14 protein-coding genes and 1 tRNA gene are annotated in these 18904 nt (G+C 36.9%); 13 read left to right on the top strand and 2 right to left on the bottom strand.

Going from position 1 to position 18904, the window contains the following annotated elements:
• Positions 1 to 4: 4 nt before the first annotated feature.
• The 10 genes from JOC49_RS01540 to JOC49_RS01495 all read left to right on the top strand — a co-directional run bounded on the left by JOC49_RS01540 (position 5) and on the right by JOC49_RS01495 (position 11773).
• Positions 5 to 1003: an ABC transporter permease gene (locus tag JOC49_RS01540; protein WP_204661473.1), complete on the top strand. Its 999-nt coding sequence runs from the start codon at positions 5 to 7 to the stop codon at positions 1001 to 1003.
• Positions 1004 to 1014: 11 nt separating this feature from the next.
• Positions 1015 to 1221: a hypothetical protein gene (locus tag JOC49_RS01535; RefSeq protein ID WP_204661471.1), complete on the top strand. Its 207-nt coding sequence runs from the start codon at positions 1015 to 1017 to the stop codon at positions 1219 to 1221.
• Positions 1222 to 1398: 177 nt separating this feature from the next.
• Positions 1399 to 1475 (top strand) — tRNA-Pro (locus tag JOC49_RS01530).
• A gap of 129 nt (positions 1476 to 1604) precedes the next feature.
• A complete protein-coding gene (locus JOC49_RS01525) occupies positions 1605 to 4487 on the top strand; it encodes an N-acetylmuramoyl-L-alanine amidase (protein WP_204661469.1) in 2883 nt (960 codons plus the stop codon).
• A 281-nt stretch (positions 4488 to 4768) separates the two neighbouring features.
• Positions 4769 to 6130 carry a sugar ABC transporter substrate-binding protein gene (locus JOC49_RS01520; protein ID WP_204661467.1) on the top strand — a complete coding sequence of 454 codons (1362 nt, stop codon included), beginning with the start codon at positions 4769 to 4771 and terminating at the stop codon, positions 6128 to 6130.
• 63 nt (positions 6131 to 6193) lie between these two features.
• A complete protein-coding gene (locus JOC49_RS01515; RefSeq protein WP_204661465.1) occupies positions 6194 to 6634 on the top strand; it encodes a hypothetical protein in 441 nt (146 codons plus the stop codon).
• Positions 6635 to 6647: 13 nt separating this feature from the next.
• A complete protein-coding gene (locus tag JOC49_RS01510; RefSeq protein WP_204661463.1) occupies positions 6648 to 8741 on the top strand; it encodes an ABC transporter permease subunit in 2094 nt (697 codons plus the stop codon).
• Positions 8738 to 9634, top strand: coding sequence for a sugar ABC transporter permease (locus tag JOC49_RS01505; RefSeq protein WP_204661461.1), 897 nt, complete (start codon positions 8738 to 8740; stop codon positions 9632 to 9634). Before JOC49_RS01510 ends, JOC49_RS01505 begins: the two co-directional genes overlap by 4 nt.
• A 23-nt stretch (positions 9635 to 9657) precedes the next feature.
• A complete protein-coding gene (locus JOC49_RS01500; RefSeq protein WP_204661459.1) occupies positions 9658 to 10743 on the top strand; it encodes an ABC transporter ATP-binding protein in 1086 nt (361 codons plus the stop codon).
• A 31-nt stretch (positions 10744 to 10774) separates the two neighbouring features.
• Positions 10775 to 11773 (top strand): LacI family DNA-binding transcriptional regulator, encoded by a 999-nt coding sequence (locus JOC49_RS01495; RefSeq protein ID WP_204661457.1) that lies wholly within the window; start codon positions 10775 to 10777, stop codon positions 11771 to 11773.
• Positions 11774 to 11828: 55 nt separating this feature from the next.
• Here the strand turns inward: JOC49_RS01495 and JOC49_RS01490 are convergent, their stop codons facing one another.
• Together JOC49_RS01490 and JOC49_RS01485 are read right to left on the bottom strand one after the other, a co-directional pair.
• The gene (locus JOC49_RS01490; protein WP_204661455.1) at positions 11829 to 12131 is read right to left on the bottom strand and encodes a metal-sensitive transcriptional regulator; all 303 of its coding nucleotides are present in this window, start codon (positions 12129 to 12131) and stop codon (positions 11829 to 11831) included.
• 15 nt (positions 12132 to 12146) lie between these two features.
• Complete coding sequence (locus JOC49_RS01485; RefSeq protein WP_204661453.1) at positions 12147 to 14390, bottom strand: heavy metal translocating P-type ATPase; 2244 nt, start codon at positions 14388 to 14390, stop codon at positions 12147 to 12149.
• A 104-nt stretch (positions 14391 to 14494) separates the two neighbouring features.
• Here JOC49_RS01485 and JOC49_RS01480 point away from each other — a divergent pair, with 104 nt between their 5' ends.
• The 3 genes from JOC49_RS01480 (at position 14495) to JOC49_RS01470 (ending at position 18902) form a co-directional block, all read left to right on the top strand.
• Positions 14495 to 15163, top strand: a complete 669-nt coding sequence (locus JOC49_RS01480; RefSeq protein ID WP_204661451.1) for a helix-turn-helix domain-containing protein — start codon at positions 14495 to 14497, stop codon at positions 15161 to 15163.
• Between the two features lie 290 nt (positions 15164 to 15453).
• Positions 15454 to 16710, top strand: coding sequence for a GTPase HflX (gene hflX, locus JOC49_RS01475; protein WP_204661449.1), 1257 nt, complete (start codon positions 15454 to 15456; stop codon positions 16708 to 16710).
• A gap of 101 nt (positions 16711 to 16811) precedes the next feature.
• Positions 16812 to 18902: an EAL domain-containing protein gene (locus JOC49_RS01470; protein WP_204661447.1), complete on the top strand. Its 2091-nt coding sequence runs from the start codon at positions 16812 to 16814 to the stop codon at positions 18900 to 18902.
• The last annotated feature ends 2 nt before the right edge of the window (positions 18903 to 18904 follow it).

Here is an 18904-nt window from a genome sequence, read left to right as displayed (position 1 = left end):
GGCCATGAGACGAATTTTAGCAATTGTTTCAAGAGATATAAAAAGTGGTACACGAGATTGGCTGATTTTGTATTTATCGGTTGCACCAATATTATTTGCAATCGTCTTGAGTCTATTTATACCAAGTGCAGGAAATACTTCTGTAGACTTTGTAGTAGATGCATCAGTAGATCCCGCATATATCCAGTACTTAGAAACGTATGCACAAGTTGAACTTGAAGCTTCACAAAAAAATGTTTTAGACCGCGTAGGCCAGATTGATGATGTGTTTGGTGTCATTGAAAACAACGGTAAATACCAATTGCTGGCTCAAGGAAATGAAGTTGAAGGGACGCAAGAAGTTGCTAGGTTGATTTTAAGTCAATTCGCGCATAGCGCACAGGAATCGGCCATAAACGTAACATTTTCCAATGTTGGTTGGGAGGTGTCCCCATTGAAACTTGAAGGTGCAAATCTTTTGATTCTTTTGAACACAGTTCTTGGTGGGATGCTAATTCTCTTAAATTTGGTTGAAGAAAAAATGAGCAATACCATCAGTGCAATGAACGTAACGCCAACAAAGCGATGGGAGTTTATAGCCGGTAAGGGGGTTTTAGGGTTTGCTTTAACATTTATAGGGGCACTTGCGGCTGTATTGATTTTAAAATTTGATGGCGTTCACTACGGTATGCTCGTTGTCAGTGTGTTTTTTATCGGATTAATTGGTGGACTTATTGGTTTTGCAATAGGCATAACAAACAACGAACCCATATCTGCAATAGCCAGTATGAAAGTCATTTTTGTACCCATTTTAATTTCAGTATTTGGGGCCATGTATTTGCCAGGAAAATGGATTTATCTTATATACTGGTCGCCTTTTTACTGGGCTTATGAGATTATAAAGAAGATTTTATTGCTTGAAGCGAATTGGGGGGATGTGGCTCTTCATAGTTCGGTGATTTTTGGAACATTTATTATTGTATTTTTAGGGCTTCGTAAACGTATTATGAATGGTATGAATTAAGGAGGTATAAGATGAATGGATGGGCTTTATTGGGAATTTTGATGGTGGTGTATGCGGCTTTTGTCGTTTATATTGCCCTAAAGAAACCAACTAAAATTTGGGAAATGGCAAAAATAAAGTTGTTTATACGCGTTCTCGGTGAAAAAGGGACAGAGATTTTTTTCATTGTATTTGCAGCAATAGTAGGTGCGGCAGGTATTTGGCTTATTATCCGATAATATAATATATTGAATTTATTTATTCCATGATATATAATAAAAAAAACATGACTTGGTCATGCACTTTAATGGGCTTGAACCGAGTCATGCACTTAAACTTTATATGATGGAATAATTATTTTCCGGCGACAACAATACCTAACCATTGGAAACACTATATTTTAGCCGGAAAATTATCGGGGTATAGCTCAGTTTGGTAGAGTGCATGACTGGGGGTCATGAGGCCGCAGGTTCAAGTCCTGTTACTCCGACCATGACGTAGAACGATGTCTTAACGGCATCGTTTTTTTCATCTCCATTACAGTGGAATTAAATATTCGCATAAAGTCTGTCATTTAGAAGGTGTAATGGTATACTTGTAAAAAAGGAATATGGAGGCAGCTATGATGAAAAAAATAACGCTTATGGTGTTAATTGTAACTTTAGCATGTGTTGGAATAAGCATGCAATCCTATGCGGGCTCTGGTGATTCTACAAGTGAATTTGCAGGCGTTTGGGTTGCAACCGTTTTAAATTTGGATTACCCATCAAAGCCAGGTGTGACAAATGCAGAACTGAGGCAAGAGGCGATACGAATCTTAGATCAAGTAGAATCTATGGGGCTAAATGCTGTTGTTCTACAAGTCAGACCGAGTGCGGATGCCTTTTATAAATCTGAAATATTTCCGTGGTCAAAATACCTAACAGGCCAACAAGGTATTGCACCGGCCAATGCATTTGATCCACTTGCATTTTGGATAGATGAAGCTCATAAACGGAATATAGAACTACACGCTTGGATTAATCCCTATCGAATTACGCGAAAAACATCTGCCGATAAGGCACATGATTTTGCATCTCTAGCATCCACACATCCTGCAAGACTTAATCCAGCTTGGGTTGTTTCACATACTGATGGAAATCTTTACTTTAACCCAGGCATTCCAGAAGTTATGGATTTAATTGTAGAAGGGGTTAATGAAATTGTGAACACGTATGATGTAGATGGCATTCATTTTGATGACTATTTTTATCCAGAAAAGAATTTTAACGATGCGTCTACCTATTTGCAATATGGACAAGACTTTAAAAGCATAGAAGATTGGCGCAGAAACAATGTCAATCAATTAATTGAAAAAACATATAAATCCATTAAGTCGATAGACCCATCTGTTGATTTTGGTATTAGCCCTTTTGGAATATGGAAAAACGCTAAAACAGATCCAACTGGGAGCGCAACCATGGGACTTGAATCTTATGAGAGTCATTATGCTGATTCCATATATTGGATTGAAAAAGAGATTGTTGATTACATTGCACCACAAATTTATTGGCATATTGGTTATGAGATTGCAGATTACGAGATTTTGGTCAAATGGTGGCAAAATGCAGTCAAAAATACCAGTGTAAAGCTAATTGTGGGACATGCAGCTTATCGTGCTGAAAATTCTTCATCAAGTAGTCCATGGTTTGGCACTAAAGAACTTGAAAAGCAGTTAAATTTAAATAAAACCCTTCCTGAAGTTGAAGGCAGTTTATTTTTCAGGTACGATTTTTTTGAAAAAAATAGATCGCTTCGCCAATTAATGCGACAGTATTATGGTGCTGAAGAGTCAGATGCGTCAAAAGCAAGACTTATAATAGGGCGGCCTTTTGGAGATGTTCGGACAACATCAAGTTCTTACTTTATTGGAGGGGAATCAGATCCGGATCAGCCATTATTTATGAATGGACAGCTTGTTGAAAACAGGACAGAAAGTGGTTATTTTGGGGTTTTTGTACCTTTAGACAGGGGCACGAATACATTTGTTTTTTCACAAGAAGAAATAAAAATTACACAGAAGATAAGACGCGTTGATGCGACGCCACCATCTCCAATGACTGAAATTAAGATTGCCACAGACAGCGCATGGCCTTTTGTGGACTCGGGTTATCAACCTGGGGACACTATAAGATTAAGCGTTAAAGCTCCGGCTGGTGCAGACGTGACAGTTTCTTTTAATGGGTCTGTTTTGGAAATGCAGAGGTCACAGGGGTCTTATAAGGATGACATGACCAAAGCAGAGTTTTTTGTTGATTATGTTTTACCTTACATTAATGGAACACCAAGAATAGAAAATTTGGGCCGGCCTGTCTATAAACTCACAATGAATGGCATAACGGATAGTCTAGAGTCAAACGGAACAATTGATTTATATATGAAGAGTGCACCAATTTATGGCACAATCGCTACAGATTATGCGGACAGTTATAGGACTGCATCAAGTTCAAGGGGGGCCGATTATCTTTTAATTGGCGGGATGACAGATCCAATTTTATCCCGAGAAAATGGCTATTATCAGTTTTCAAATGGTCTCTGGGTAAAAGAGAGTGCAGTGAGCATTGATTTACCAACCTATAAACGTACTTATAATATTGCATCTGTTACGAATAAAGTCACTTCAAAATATGAGGATTACATTATTGATGGAAAGTTATTACCTGTTGGTGGGGCATCCTTTAATGGAGACCAAGTTGTCCTCACGCTATCGAGAACTTTGATTGTTTCTATAGCACCATATCTTGAAAGCAATTTGGTTGATTTAATTGAAACCAACTTGAAGATGGATACAGTAGAAGTTACGTTTAATTTGAAAGAGTCAAATAAATTTGGCGGATATGAAGTCCTTGAAAAAGAAGGGGACTTGGTTTTAAGGCTCTATTCAAAGTTTCAATCGGTTTCAACTGAGAGACCACTTGACGGCCTAAAGGTGTTGTTGGATCCAGGGCATGGTGGAAAAGACAATGGTGCTATTGGGCTGACAGGTGCACTTGCTTCGGAAAAAACGGTTAATCTGAATTTAGCCTTTGACATTAAATCGGCTTTGGAATCTTATGGTGCAACTGTAATGTTAAGTCGGGAAGAAGATGTGTATGTGAGCTTGCAAGACCGCTTGATTCAATCAAAGTCATATGGCCCAGACTTATTTGTATCTATACATGCCGACAGTATAGATGACAGTCGAAACTTAAATCACATTAAAGGGTTTTCAATCTTTTATAAAGACCCACTTGCCAAACCAATTGCTTCACTTTTGCAAAATCAAATTACAAGTCAATTAGATCTTACGGATCGAAAAGTTAAGACAGCAAATTTTTATGTTATGCGAGGCACTTGGGCACCTTCAATTTTAATTGAGACTGGATTTATGCCTAACCCCAATGATTACGATTGGATGATGCGTTCCAGCGACAGAAAATTGTTTGCACAACATTTAGCACAAGGGATTGTTGACTATTTTAAATAGATTTTAGTGCCTTTTTAGAGCGACTTGACTTATCAAGTCGCTCTTTTTAACAAGTTGTGAAACTGTGCTAGCGTTTGCATAAATTAAATGCAAATATGTCATGAATTTGTGAATTATATGTTGCTATTATGACATTGTCGTTGTATAATAAGCGTGAAAGCGGTTATTTTTTTTATTTGAATGTGCAAACGTGTGCACGATTTGCACGCTCAACTGTGAAAAATAATCCAATCTGCAGAAATGCAGAAATAGACATTTAGGGAAATGTAGGAGGATTTAAGATGAAAAAGTTTATGAGTTTGTTACTGATTGCAGTTCTCATGTTAGCCATGGTAGCTTGTGGTAGTGACGAAAGTGATGCACCAGTTGCAGAGGCAACTACAAGTGCAGGTGAAAATACTCCGGAAGAAACAGAAGCACCGGAAGTTGAGTCAATTGAAGCAACAATTTCAGTACAGGTTGAATCATCTTGGTTGGAATACTACCAAGCTGCTGCTGACAGAGTAAAAGCAGCACATCCAAATGCAACAATTAACTTTATTGAGACAGGTTCATTTGACCATCTTGATGTGTTGGATTCAACAGATGTAACGAATCCAGATGTTGCGGACGTATTTGCATTGCCTGCTGATAGAATTTATGGCTTGTCTCAAAACGAAGTACTTGCAAGTCTTGATGCACTTACAATGGCTGCAAATATTGGCGGATTTGACAACTATGATGCTGGTCTTGGTGGCAACTTTAACATCAATGGCGATTACTTGGCATTCCCAATGAATATTGAGACTTTGATTAACTTTGCAAACTCTGCAAATGCAGAAACTGCAGGTGTTGATCTTTCTCAAACAATTGAATTTACTGAATTAGATAAAGAAGGTATGTTGATTCCAGTATTTGATGCATGGTTTGGTGTTGCAGTGGCAAACTCAGCTCAAATCGAATTCCTTGGAATGAACGAAGATGGAACACTTTATTCTGATTTAACAGAAGATTTCGCAAATCTTCCAGCTGAAAAACAAGGCGTCTTTACAGCATTGTTCAACTATTGGAGTGCACACAATGAAGCTGGAACAAGTCTTTGGGATGCTGATGCAGCTTGGGGATACATGGACACTGAGTTTTCTACTGGTGGCAACAATGTTGTAAGACTTGAAGGCCCATGGTCTACAGGCAGTCTTTCAAATCTTGCAGGTGAAGGTGCTGACTTAGAAATCCTTCCAATTAATCAAGTTACTGTAAACGGACTTCCTTTAGCACACTGGAAAGGTGGCTGGGGACTTGGTGTTAATGCAAGAGTTGAAGGCAATGACGATCAAATGGCACTTGCAACAGCTATGATTGAAGAAATTATGAACACAGAGTATGCTGTTGATTTCTTTAATGCAACAGGAAAAATTATGGAGAATGTAGACGCTTCTGTTTACATGAACTCTGATATGAATGAAACAGACAAATTGGTTGTAGAAGCAGTTATTGAATCTTATCAAGATGCACCTGCACGACCATTGTTTACAGAGTGGGGATCAGTTTGGGATACTTGGAAAAACGGTATGCTTTCTTGGTCAGCAGTTCAACCTACAACTGTAGAAGAAGCTTACGCTGAAGTTCAAGCTTCATTTAAAGCTATGATGCTAAACTTCTAGAAACTTTAGTAATTAAGAGAAGAGGGGTTAGCCTTCTTCTCTTTATTTTTCATAAGAGGGGCTATGAATTCATATACCAAATTACCTAAAAAACAACTTTATAGTATTTTATTTTCTGTGGCTCTGGTTATCTTGGTCGCTTCATTAGAAGTTTTAATTAAAGTGAAGGATATTTCCTTGTTTAATGCTTGGAGCGTACAAATTGAAAATATGGATGGCAATTTATTTGACCTTTATGTCTCTTCACAAATGAGTCAATATTTTACAAAAATCATTATCCCAATGCTGTTTGGGGTTTATACTTATTTTGCCTATTCGAAAATTCGAATTAATTCTTTATTTGTCTTTATGTGGTCAATTTTAATTGTAGGAAGTTTGGGATACAGCATTTCGGATTTTAATTATCATTCAGTTTTCTTTTATGGATTTTTAATTGGATATACAGTTATGCTTATTACTGTGTTATCATTGATTCAGGTAATTCAAGATCATAAATCAAAGTAAAGGTGGGAATGTCTTGGAGAAGAGTAGAATTTTTTTGTACGATGATATCGGGAATTCGTACGACCGAAAAAACAAATATTTATTGGAACTTTTTACCTTGGAAGAACAGTACAAGCGTGCTGATGCCAAGGGCAAGAAAGTGATTAAGCATCAGATTTCAAAATTAAAACAAAATAAGAAGAAACATCCTTATATAATTGCACTTGAACAGTTTATTAAAGACGAAAAAAACTTTCTCTTGACCTTAAATTCTAAAAAAAAGACTTACATGCAAAATTTAGATTCAAATATGCCTGGACGTCTAAAGAAAATTAAGCTCAATTTATTTGACGCGCAAGAAAAAGTTGATTTTTATAAAAAATATGTTGACTTAAGTTATGATGCAGAGTTGGCTTATAGGCAAAATCAGATTATAGTCTCACAATTGCCAGATATAATAACGCTTTATGAAACAACAGTATCTGAGCTTAACCTTGCAAAAGTGGAAAAAAGCAAGCTAGTCCGTAACCAGGTTCAAGAACAAGTGACAACATACAAGACCCGGAAACGTGAGGAACACAAACATTACATTGAAGCAAAACAGGCGCTACAAGAAAAGAAAAAAACGGGACTAATTTCTGAAAAAGCTTTACGAAATGGTATTGTTGAGTTAAAAGCAAAAAGAAAAGAAATTAATACGTTAAATGCTTTTGAGATAGATTCAAAGGCAAATAAAGAATTGATTCGAAACAAGAAGTACATATTAAGTAAAGGCATAAAACTTCAGTTAAATGTACTTAAGTCAAATCTAGCTGATATTCGCCGAAAGGTGCCTTATGAAACTGAAAAAGCGCTGCCTTTGGTTTCATTCCTCACCATTCCCTTTCCAGGACTGGGACAAGTTTTCAATAAACAGTATTTCAAAGCTTTGTTGTTTGCTTTGGCTACAGTTTTTATTTATGCCATTGCAATTCCATATGCGCTTGGTTTCGGGAATTATCAAGGCGATGGTATTTCTGGATTGATTTCACTTGCACAAGAGGGGCGGAAAATTGACAAGTCCTTAATTTTTATGATTGAGGGGGTTGTGGCGATTTTCTTAGTCTTGATTTCCATTGCCCTATATCTAATTTCTTTTGTAGATGTGTTTTCAACAGAAAGAGCAAAAATAAAAGGGATACGACCAAAGAATTGGTATGAAACAGCCAGTAAACTTGAACATGAAAGTTTCCCATATTTGGTTTCTGCACCTGCATTTTTGGTCACTATATTTATTGTTTTGGTACCAATTACAACAACTGTTTTGCTCTCGTTTACAGGCATGGATCCTAAAAATCAATCGAAGTTTGGGTGGGAGTCTATTTCAAATTACAAGTTAATTGCTTTGGGCGAGGGACTTGCTGGCTCTGTCTTTTGGTCTATTTTAGCGTGGACACTTGTTTGGACTCTTGTTGCAACGAGTATGGCAATTCTAACAGGTTTTATACTGGCTATTTTGGCGAACAACGACAGAATTAAAGGTAAAACATTTTTTAGAGTCGTCTATATATTACCATGGGCAGTACCGGCCTTTATTACCATTATGTTTTTCAGTATTATGTTTTCTCCAAATGGTGCCCTGACTACGATTTTAGAAGGGGTAACTGGACTTAGAGTTCAGGTTAAAAATGACCCACTTTTAACGCGTGTAGCCCTTATTTTCCTGCAAACATGGCTGGGCAGTTCTTATGTTTTTCTACTTTCAACTGGCGTTTTACAAGCGATTCCAGGGGATTTATATGAAGCGGCACAGATTGATGGTGCAACTGCATGGCAAAAAATGAGTCGCATTACACTCCCAATTGTTTTGTTTCAGACAGCGCCATTGTTGGTAGGTCAATACACGTTTAACTTTAACAATTTTTCAATTATTTATCTATTTAATGGTGGTGGTCCTTTTAATCCATCTAAATATGGGAACCTTGCTGGAAGTTCAGACCTCTTAATATCATATATCTATAAATTGACTATGGAAAATCAATATCAAGCCATTGGCGCAGCAATTACGATTGTAATTTCAATGGGGTTAATGTTTTTCGCCTTTTTAGGATTTAAGAATTCCAAAGCATTTAAGGAGGAGAGATTATGAAAAATCCATTCAAAAAAAAGAATAAGTTATATCTCTCTGACAAGCAACCTTTAACGCCCTTAGGTGTAGTAGGTCTAGGGCTCACGTATTTGGTTTTGGCCATTTGGGTGATTGCGATTCTATGGCCACTTGCTCAAATGATTATATCGGCATTTAATGGTAAACAAGAACAATATATTATGTTAAATGACAACTTTGAGTTTTCAATGGAACATTTTAAATATTTATTTTCTGAAACTTTGTATTTAACATGGGTTAAAAACACACTTTTTATATCCATCACAACAGCAATTTTTACGCTGATAATGGTTTCTTTTACTGGATTTGCTTATTCAAGATATCGATTTAAAGGGCGTAAAGCCTCTCTGATGGCGATTATGTTGATTCAAACGATTCCAACATTTGCAGGTATTACAGCTTATTTTACGATGCATTCCATTATCTCATCCATCGCACCTTGGTTTACCCGACAATTGATGCTGATATTAATCTATTCAGGCGGTGGTATAGCTGGAAATACTTTTATTTTAAAAGGGTACATTGATTCCATCTCTAGTGAGTTGGATGATGCGGCCCGAATTGATGGGTGCTCAAGCATGCAGGTTTATCGGTTGATTATTATGCCAATCGCACGTCCTATGCTTGCAATTATCGCACTTTGGTCTTTTATTGGTCCATTTATGGATTATCTCTTGCCAAGAGTCCTTTTAACAAATCCAAAATCTTACACACTTGCGGCAGGACTTTTCACCTTAATTAGCGACTTTAGAACATTGAATCAGCCTGCTTTTGCAGCAGGAGGCCTATTGACAGCTGTTCCGATTGTAACCTTGTTTATTGTTTTACAGAAACAATTGGTTTCGGGTCTAGCTTCTGGTTCGGTTAAAGGATAATCTTGAAATGGGAGGACAATAAAATGAAGGTAACACTTAAAGATATAGGAAAAAAATATGAGGGTAGAGAAGAATTTACCCTTAGAAATATAAATTTAGAAATTGAAAATCAAGATTTTTGCGTTATTCTAGGGCCGTCTGGATGTGGAAAAACGACGCTTTTGAGAATGATTGCAGGACTAAACTCCATTACTGAAGGGGACTTGCTGTTTGGTGACAAGCGTATGAATAAAGTGCCCTCCAAAGACCGCGACATTGCCATGGTATTTCAATCCTATGCTTTGTACCCGCACATGACAGTTTACGACAACATGGCTTTTTCCCTATCTATGCGTAAAGAACGGAAGAAAATTATACATGATCGTGTTATGGAAGCCGCTGAATTATTACAAATAAAAGATTACTTGTATTCAAAACCCTCTGATATTTCTGGTGGACAACGCCAAAGAGTAGCCTTGGGACGTGCAATGGTTAGAAAACCAGCAGTTTTCCTAATGGACGAACCGCTTTCCAATTTAGATGCAAAATTGCGTGAGCATATGCGCGTTGAATTGGTTCGTTTGCACAAGCAACTGGGAACAACCTCTATTTACGTGACACATGATCAAACTGAAGCCATGACGATGGCAACCAAAATAGTTCTAATGAATGATGGAAAAATTCAGCAAGCAGGTGTGCCAGATGAATTTTATAACAAGCCTGCAAATATTTTTGTTGCTAAGTTTATTGGATCCCCAACAATGAATATTATTGAAGGTACAATAAAGAAGGGAAAATTTATCTCCGACGATGAACTTGTGGTTATTACACCATCTGTCTCAGATACGGAAAAACTTCTCGCCTATGAAAATAAAAAGGTTTCTGTAGGAATTCGACCTGAGCGATTTGAAAGTGGCGGTGAATTTGGAGATACAATTTCTGCGAAAATCGACGTTGTTGAAATGTTGGGTAAAGAAAAAATTCTTCATGTTAAATTAGACAATGGAAGAGAATTAACGATTTCAACACCAGGCCATTATACGTATAATGAAAATGAAGTGCATTCATTTGGATTTGATATTGAATCCATTCACTTCTTTGATACAGAAAGTGGAAATCGAATCAATTAAGCTATTAACCTAAGTTGAGGAAGTGATTAAATTGGCAGTAACAATTAAAGACGTGGCAAGATTGGCGAATGTTTCTCCGTCAACTGTTTCCAGGGTCATTTCTAACAGCAGCCGAATTAGCGACGCAACTAAAAATGTTGTTTATGCTGCGATGGAAGAGTTGAATTATAAACCCAATGCTATAGCACGGAATTTGGCAAATGCATCCACAAAAACTTTAGGGCTCATTATACCAAATAAAGAAGAAAATCTTTTTAAAAATCCATTTTTTATTCAGGCGATGCGGGGCATCAGTATTTACTCTCAAAAGAAAAATTATAAAATTATGTTTAATTATAGTTCCAATCCAGAGGATGAACTGTCTTTTGTTAGAGAGTTTGTGCATTCAAAATGGGTAGATGGGATTATTCTTCTAACTGCAAATGAGGATGACCTATGTATTGATTATTTAAATGAACAAGCCTTTCCCTTTGTGGTTATTGGAAGGCCATTTAATCTTCATGATATTATGTGGGTTGATAATGATAATTTTCAAGCCACATATCACTTGGTGAACAAACTCATCCAAAAAGGATGTCAAGACATAGCTTTTATTGGTGGACCATCTAGACGGATTTTCTCAAAAGACCGTTTAGAAGGGTATAAAAGGGCGATAGACCTTAGAAATTTAACGCTTGATGAAGCCTTAATCGTTGAAACCAATGACTTTACAGATGAAAATGGGTATCAAGCCATGAAAGAAATTTGCAAACACAAGATTCCGGATGCAGTTGTGACGACAGATGATTTACTCGCTTTTGGTGTGCTTAAATATATCAGAGAGCATGATTATAAAATTAAAGTGACAGGATTTAACAATACACCTTTATCAGAATATCAGATGCCAGCATTGACTTCTGTGGATATAAAAGCTGAAGACTTGGGTTATAACGCTGCAAAACTATTGATTCGTCATTTGGAGGGGAGAGACAGCCCTGTAAATCATTTCATAGTAGGGACTGAACTTATTGAAAGACAATCAACAAAATAAATGAAAGCGCTTACATAGATTGTATTCATAGTCTATGTGAGCGCTTTTAATTTTTTTACTTCATCAACTTTCCAATTGTCACTAGAAGTTCATCAATCACTGTATTGTCGCCTTCTTGTATGCGATCAACGATGCAACTGTGCATATGTTGTTCCAATATAATTTTTCCAAGTGAGTTAAGCGCAGATTGTGCTGCTGCAATTTGATGTAAGATATCATCGCAGTAAACGTCTCGGTCAATCATGCCTTTAATGCCCCTAATTTGACCTTCTATACGATTACACCGATTGGACAGCAACTTCTTATCTTCTTCTGAGCGTATGGTCATTCTCGCACAATTACAGGTGTTTTCCACCATTTTACCCCTCCATTTTTAAAATTTGAATGATTTAAGTCTTAATGCATTTGTTAGAACTGAAACAGAACTCATGGACATTGCTGCGGCAGCCAGCATAGGATTCAGAAGTGGGCCGCCAAATATATGCAAGACACCTGCTGCAACAGGGATACCGATAATATTATAGATAAATGCCCAGAATAGGTTTTGTTTAATATTTCGGATGGTTTGTCGACTCAGTTTAAGTGCACCAACCACATCCATGAGGTCATTTTTCATGAGTACAATATCAGATGATTCCATAGCAACATCGGTTCCAGATCCAATGGCAATACCAATATCGGCTTGTGTTAAAGCAGGTGCATCGTTGATGCCATCTCCAACCATTGCAACTTTATTTCCTTGTTCTTGAAGCTTCTTAACTTGATTGGCTTTATCACCTGGCAAAACTTCAGAAATAACCTTGGAAATACCAACTTCACGTGCAATTGCATTTGCTGTTTTATGATGATCACCCGTAATCATAAGTGTTGTGATATGCATTGCTTTTAGGGTTTGGATTGCTTTTATACTGCTATCTTTTAAGACATCCGCTGATGCAATAATACCACCAAGAACACCGTCAATAGCAATAAACATTGGTGTTTTACCTTGGTCAGCAAGACGGTTAAAATCAGATTCAGCATCTGATATTGAGATGCCATTTTCAATCATCATCTTGTGATTGCCAAGTTGAATCGTTTTTTGGTCAACGACGGCTAAAACGCCTCTGCCAGGAATTGCCTCAAAAGAACTGGTTGTTTGTATTTCAATCGAATCTTCTTTTGCTTTAGCAATTATAGCATCTGCAAGCGGGTGCTCACTTCCCATTTCTGCACTTGCCGCATATTTTAATACCATTTCTTTTGAAAACGTATTATATGAAAGAATATCCGTAACTTCAGGTTTTCCTTTTGTTAGTGTCCCGGTTTTGTCAAATATAATGGTATCAACTTTATGAGCAATTTCAAGGGCACCACCACTTTTGACGAGAATGCCCATTTCTGCACCCTTTCCAGTACCAACCATTATGGCTGTAGGGGTTGCAAGACCTAGTGCGCATGGACAAGCGATTACAAGGACGGCAATAAAAATCTTCAGTGTAAAGACGAGGTCTTGACCGGAAATGAACCACAAAAAAGCCGACAGAGTTGCAATGCCAATTACAATTGGTACAAAAAAACCAGATATAATATCTGCCAGACGTGCTATAGGCGCTTTTGAGCCTTGAGCTTGTGCCACAAGGTGAATGATTTGTGCAAGCGCTGTTTCTTCTCCAATTTTGTCAGCCTTATACTTTATCGTTCCAGTTTTGTTGATGCTTGCAGCGTATACCCGGGCACCCTTTGTTTTTTCAATCGGTATACTTTCGCCAGTAAGCATGGATTCATCAATACTTGAATAGCCATCAACAACCGTTCCATCTACAGCAATTTTTCCACCTGGCTTAACAACAATTATGTCTCCAACCTCAATCTCATCAACAGGAATTTCTATGATTTCTCCGTTGGATTCAACCAAAGCTGATTTTGGTGCTAGACCAATGAGTTTTTTGATGGCATCAGAAGTTTTACCTTTAGAGATGGTTTCAAGTGTTTTGCCTAAAAGAATTAGAGTTATGATAATTCCTGCACTTTCGAAATATAAATGATGTGCAGCCATATGGTCGCCATTTAGTATTTGAAAAAATGAAAACAAACTATACAGGAGAGCTGCCGAAGTCCCAACGGCAATAAGAGAGTCCATATTGGGTGATTTATGCATCAATTGTTTGAAACCAACTTGATAAAATTTCCTTCCTGCCCAGACAATTGGAACAACCAGTAAGAGTTGTATACCTGCATAAGCGAGGGGGGCTGTCATGGGGTCTAAGAAATTTGGAAGAGGCCATTTGAAAAACGGCATCATAGGGCCCATTGCAATATAGAAAAGTGGGATTGCAAATAGAGCCGAAAGAATGAGTTTTGATTTCATAGATTGAATTTCAGCTTCTTTTTTAGCACGATCCTCATCGATATTCCTTTTTATATCAGCTTCTTTTGGCGTAAAACCTAATTTGATTATTATTTGTTTGATTTCTGAAAGTCTCACTTCATCAGGATTATACTCAATCTGTGCGCTTTCTGTGGCAAGATTTACAGCAATTGAAGAGACGCCATCTGTTTTGTTGAGTTTTCGTTCAATAGATTGCGAACAAGCGGCACAAGACATGCCTTCTATTGGCAGTGAAATTTTTTTCATGGGAGCTCCTTTCTATTTAACACCATTATATACCCCGTGGGGGTATAAGTCAACGTTAGAAATTCTGTTATAATAAGGCTATCAATGATTATAAGAGGTGACAAATGAATCGATTGGCTCAAAAAATTAAAGAAGCTCGTGTAAAAGCTGGATTGAGTGAAAAAGATTTGGCAAAACGAGCAGGCATACAATTGAATTATCTTTTACAAGTTGAATCTGGCAAGAAAGTTGTCAATGAACAGGTTGCAAATCAAATTCTATCGGTTCTAGGAACTCAAGAAGCATTTATTGATCCTACAGAATTGAAACCAAAAGATACAAAAACAAAACCAGTTCAAGAAAAAAAGCACACAGCGCCTGTTCATCCCAATTCAGAATGGTCTTCAGTTTTAGCAGGCGTGATTCACAAATATCCTATTATTGGTGAAAACAGTGGCAAAATAATTGACCATAGAGAGTATCCTATATTGAACAAAACAATTGATGGCATTCATTTTGACAAATTAATGTTGATTCAAGTTGAAAAATCAGATTTGCCCGCTTTTAGAATTCTTAAAGGGGATGTTTTAAGTTTGATAAAAGGCTCTGCGTTAGATGCCAATGCAGTTTATTATTTTGAATATCAAAAACAGAAACAAATTGCATTTTTAAGACAGGAATCCGATCATTATGTGTCAGTTATGAAGTCCGTAAATGACTCTGCCCCTGTTAAAGTCAAGCTTAATGAAATTGTAATCTTTGGGAAATGTATTAAAGTTGAATTTTTTGTATAAATATGGTATTATAATAAAAATTGGAGGTTCGGAAAATGAAATTGAGAGACTATTCTATGATTAAAGTGAATAAAAGAAATTATAGGTGAACTCTAAGCCAAGCCAATCCAATTTAATTTATTTTTGGTGTTTTTAGCGGTGAAAACAGTCTTGGGTGTTCAAGGCTGTTTTTTTATTTTTTGGAGGTAGAGATGAATAAGTTTATGAGATTAAAAAACAGTACATTGAAGTAATTAATTTGACAGGTCCTGTGATTGGGGAACTTGTCAGCAATCACAAGGAGGTAGAAGATGAAAGAAAAAGCAATTATAGCAGGTGTAAACTTAAAAAACAATCCTTTGTTTGATCAATCAATGATTGAACTCGAAAAATTAGCGATTGCGTGTAATTATGAAGTTGTGGGAATTCTAACTCAAAATATGAACCGTCCAAGTGCGTCAACGTATATCGGCAGTGGAAAAGTTGAAGAACTAAGTGCCGCGATTGAAACACTTGCACCAGACGTGGTTTTGTTTAATGATGAATTGTCACCTTCACAAATAAGGAATCTTGAAAAAAACCTAAAAGTTGATGTTTCAGATCGAACGGTTTTGATTCTCAATATATTTGAAAGACGTGCTAAGAGTCGTGAAGCAAAACTTCAAGTGGAAATGGCCCGTATTAAATATTTATTGCCAAGGTTGGTTGGATCATATGCTTCTTTGGGCAGACAAGCTGGCGGTGTTGGCACCAAAAATAAGGGTGTTGGTGAGAAGAAACTTGAATTGGATCGACGAAAAGCAGAACAGAAATTGTCTGAATTACAGTTGGCACTTGAAACAATTGCCAGTGACCGCGGAACAAGACGTAAAAAAAGAGTTTCCTCAGAGCTGCCACTGGTAGCCCTGGTTGGTTATACAAACTCAGGAAAGTCAACACTTATGAACGCTTTTGTAAGAAATTCTGGCAAAATGTCACATAAGGAAGTGTTTGAAAAGGATATGCTCTTTGCGACGCTGGACACTTCAATTCGGCAAGTTATGATGTCAAATAGACGACGGTTCTTGCTTTCAGACACGGTTGGTTTTGTAAGCCATTTGCCACATACTTTGGTAAAAGCTTTTAGATCGACACTTGAAGAAGTCATTAATGCAGACTTGTTAATACACGTGATTGACATTTCGAATCCAGAATATAAGTCACAAATGTCTGTAACACTAGAAACGCTTAAAGAGATAGGCGCAGATGACATACCACTTCTAAACGTGTACAATAAAGTGGATCAGCTGTCTGCAGTACCAAGTGAACTTGATGACAAAGCGCTAATGATTTCGGCAAAAAAAGAGCTTGGGATAGATGCGCTTGAAGGGGCAATATCGGATTTTATTTTTAAAGACTATGTGCCTTGTAAGATGAGAATTCCCCACACTGAAGGGGCGATTATTTCTTACTTAAATGACCATGCCTACGTAAGAGATGTTGCTTATGAGGGCGATGATACTTTGCTAAACATGGAATGCAGGCCTGAGGATTTTAACCGATTTAAAGCGTATTTAGAATTGAATTAAAGGATATGTTACAAGCCCACACTATAATTTGTGGGCTTTTTTTACAGCTATCTGTGCCAATTATGTTATAATAGAGTATCCATAAATTTTGAGGTGTTTTTATGATTAGACGGGCAATTAAGGTTACTTTAAACAGTAAGTTAATTATATATACTTTACTTTTGTTATTATCAACAGGTCTTTTTATTGGCGTTCCAAGTTATAGAATTGCAAAACACTCTTTGGAAGAAAAGGGACACACCATTTTAATGAATGGCGTTCATTCAGCCATTCATTTGATGGCTGAAAAAAATAGGGCAGTTCAAGCAGGAACACTTACCTTGGAGGAAGCGCAAGAATCTGTAAAAGTCACACTTATGGGGCCCAAAAATACGGATGGAACACGTGAAATAACCAGTAATTTCAATTTTGGAGAGAATGGCTATTATATTATTTACACCATTGATGGGAGGGAGGTTTTGCACCCAACGTTAGAAGGCCTTTATGTTTACAATGAGGTTGATAAAAATCCTAAAACAAATTCGCCTTTTTATTTGGTAAGAGATAAAATAGAGAAGGCCCAAAGTGGTGGTGGTTTTACCACATATACTTGGACATACCCATATTCAGATAAACTTGGAGAAAAGATTGCGTATTCAGAGATTTTTGAAGAATGGGGTTGGGTTGTTTCTGCTGGAACTTATATAAGCGATTTTAATCAAGAGGCTACCCCAATATTGCAGTTGACACTTTTTTTAATTGGATTTTCAGTTTTGGCGGGCATCCTTTTAAGTGGCCATTATATTGCTTCTTTTGCCAAACCGATCATGTCATTGGAACGTGCTATGAAGGCGGCAGAATATGGTGATCTGAATAAAGTAAAAACAATAAAACGTAAAGATGAAATTGGGAGATTGTTGACAGGGTTTAATCATATGATTGAAGCGATGAGAGCATCAAAAATTCAAGTGGAAAACTTTGCTTACTATGATTCTGTGACTGGACTCCCGAATCGAAATAAACTCATAATGGAAACTGAGTACATGAAAGAAAGTGCAAATCAAAAAACGTATTTGCTTTTGATTGACATTAAAGACTTTGGAATCTTAAATTCATTGCATGGTATTGGTTATGGTGATAAGATTTTGGGCGAACTAGGCCGTGTCTTAAAAACACTTTCTTATGCGTGTTACCGTGTATCGGGAAACACCTTTGCAATTTGGTTAAAATCAGAGCATACTGCTCAAATTCAGGAACAGTTTTCAGAAATTATTGAAGGCATCGAAGATCGGATGAACAATGCTGTTTTTGCAAATAAAATTGAATTTTTCGTAAGTGGCACCACAAGTATGTTTTTAAATGAAACAGTAGAAGGGTATATAAAGCGTGCGAGTTTGGCGATGCAATATGCAAAAGCCAACTCAATTATAAATGAAGTTGTTTTTTATTCAGATGAAATGGAACGTATTTTACAACATGAAACAGAATTAAAAGAAGCGTTTTCTCAAGATATGTATACAGATTCAGTTTTCATGGCGTATCAACCGATTGTGGATTCTACTACAGGCTTACCTGTAGGCGTTGAAGCTTTAGCCAGATGGACAAGTAGTACATTTGGCAATATATCGCCTGGGATTTTTATACCCCTTGCAACCAAACACAATTTAATGATTGAATTTAGTCAGGTAATTCTGGTGAAGATTTTCAATGATTTTGACGCCATAAAGAAGAAGTTTGGTGCATCTGTATATTGTTCGATTAACATTTCGCCAATTATGTTTTTACACCGGGAATTTTTGGTGTATTTTAAAGACCAGTTGGCATTACACAACGTAATGCCAGAGGACATCGTCCTTGAAATAACAGAAGATGTTTTTATCACGGATTTGAAGCAGGTAAGACGTATTATGGACCAATTGAAGCGTATGGGCGTTAGAATTGCTTTAGATGACTTTGGATCAGGCTATTCATCTATGAACTATCTTAAAAATTTAGAGTTTGATTTGATAAAAATTGACAAAATGTTTATTGATGAAATGCATACTGATGATAAAGCACATTTTATGTTTAAAACCATTGTTTCTATTGCCCATGCATATGGGGCAAGAATTGTTGCTGAGGGTGTAGAAGAGAAGGAACAAGCTGAACTTGTACGTGCCTCAGGCTGCCATTTGATTCAAGGTTATTATTACCACAAACCAGAAGCGCTCTAAAC

Origin of the sequence: Fusibacter tunisiensis (assembly GCF_016908355.1) — a bacterium.
GTDB lineage: Bacteria > Bacillota > Clostridia > Peptostreptococcales > Acidaminobacteraceae > Fusibacter_D > Fusibacter_D tunisiensis.
This window is presented reverse-complemented; position numbering and strand designations above follow the sequence as displayed.

Coding starts and splice junctions, on each gene's coding strand:
- JOC49_RS01540 (WP_204661473.1), top strand. CDS start 5: ATGAGACGAATTTTAGCAATTGTTTCAAGAGATATAAAAAGTGGTACA.
- JOC49_RS01535 (WP_204661471.1), top strand. CDS start 1,015: ATGAATGGATGGGCTTTATTGGGAATTTTGATGGTGGTGTATGCGGCT.
- JOC49_RS01525 (WP_204661469.1), top strand. CDS start 1,605: ATGATGAAAAAAATAACGCTTATGGTGTTAATTGTAACTTTAGCATGT.
- JOC49_RS01520 (WP_204661467.1), top strand. CDS start 4,769: ATGAAAAAGTTTATGAGTTTGTTACTGATTGCAGTTCTCATGTTAGCC.
- JOC49_RS01515 (WP_204661465.1), top strand. CDS start 6,194: ATGAATTCATATACCAAATTACCTAAAAAACAACTTTATAGTATTTTA.
- JOC49_RS01505 (WP_204661461.1), top strand. CDS start 8,738: ATGAAAAATCCATTCAAAAAAAAGAATAAGTTATATCTCTCTGACAAG.
- JOC49_RS01500 (WP_204661459.1), top strand. CDS start 9,658: ATGAAGGTAACACTTAAAGATATAGGAAAAAAATATGAGGGTAGAGAA.
- JOC49_RS01490 (WP_204661455.1), bottom strand. CDS start 12,131: ATGGTGGAAAACACCTGTAATTGTGCGAGAATGACCATACGCTCAGAA.
- JOC49_RS01485 (WP_204661453.1), bottom strand. CDS start 14,390: ATGAAAAAAATTTCACTGCCAATAGAAGGCATGTCTTGTGCCGCTTGT.
- JOC49_RS01480 (WP_204661451.1), top strand. CDS start 14,495: ATGAATCGATTGGCTCAAAAAATTAAAGAAGCTCGTGTAAAAGCTGGA.
- hflX (WP_204661449.1), top strand. CDS start 15,454: ATGAAAGAAAAAGCAATTATAGCAGGTGTAAACTTAAAAAACAATCCT.
- JOC49_RS01470 (WP_204661447.1), top strand. CDS start 16,812: ATGATTAGACGGGCAATTAAGGTTACTTTAAACAGTAAGTTAATTATA.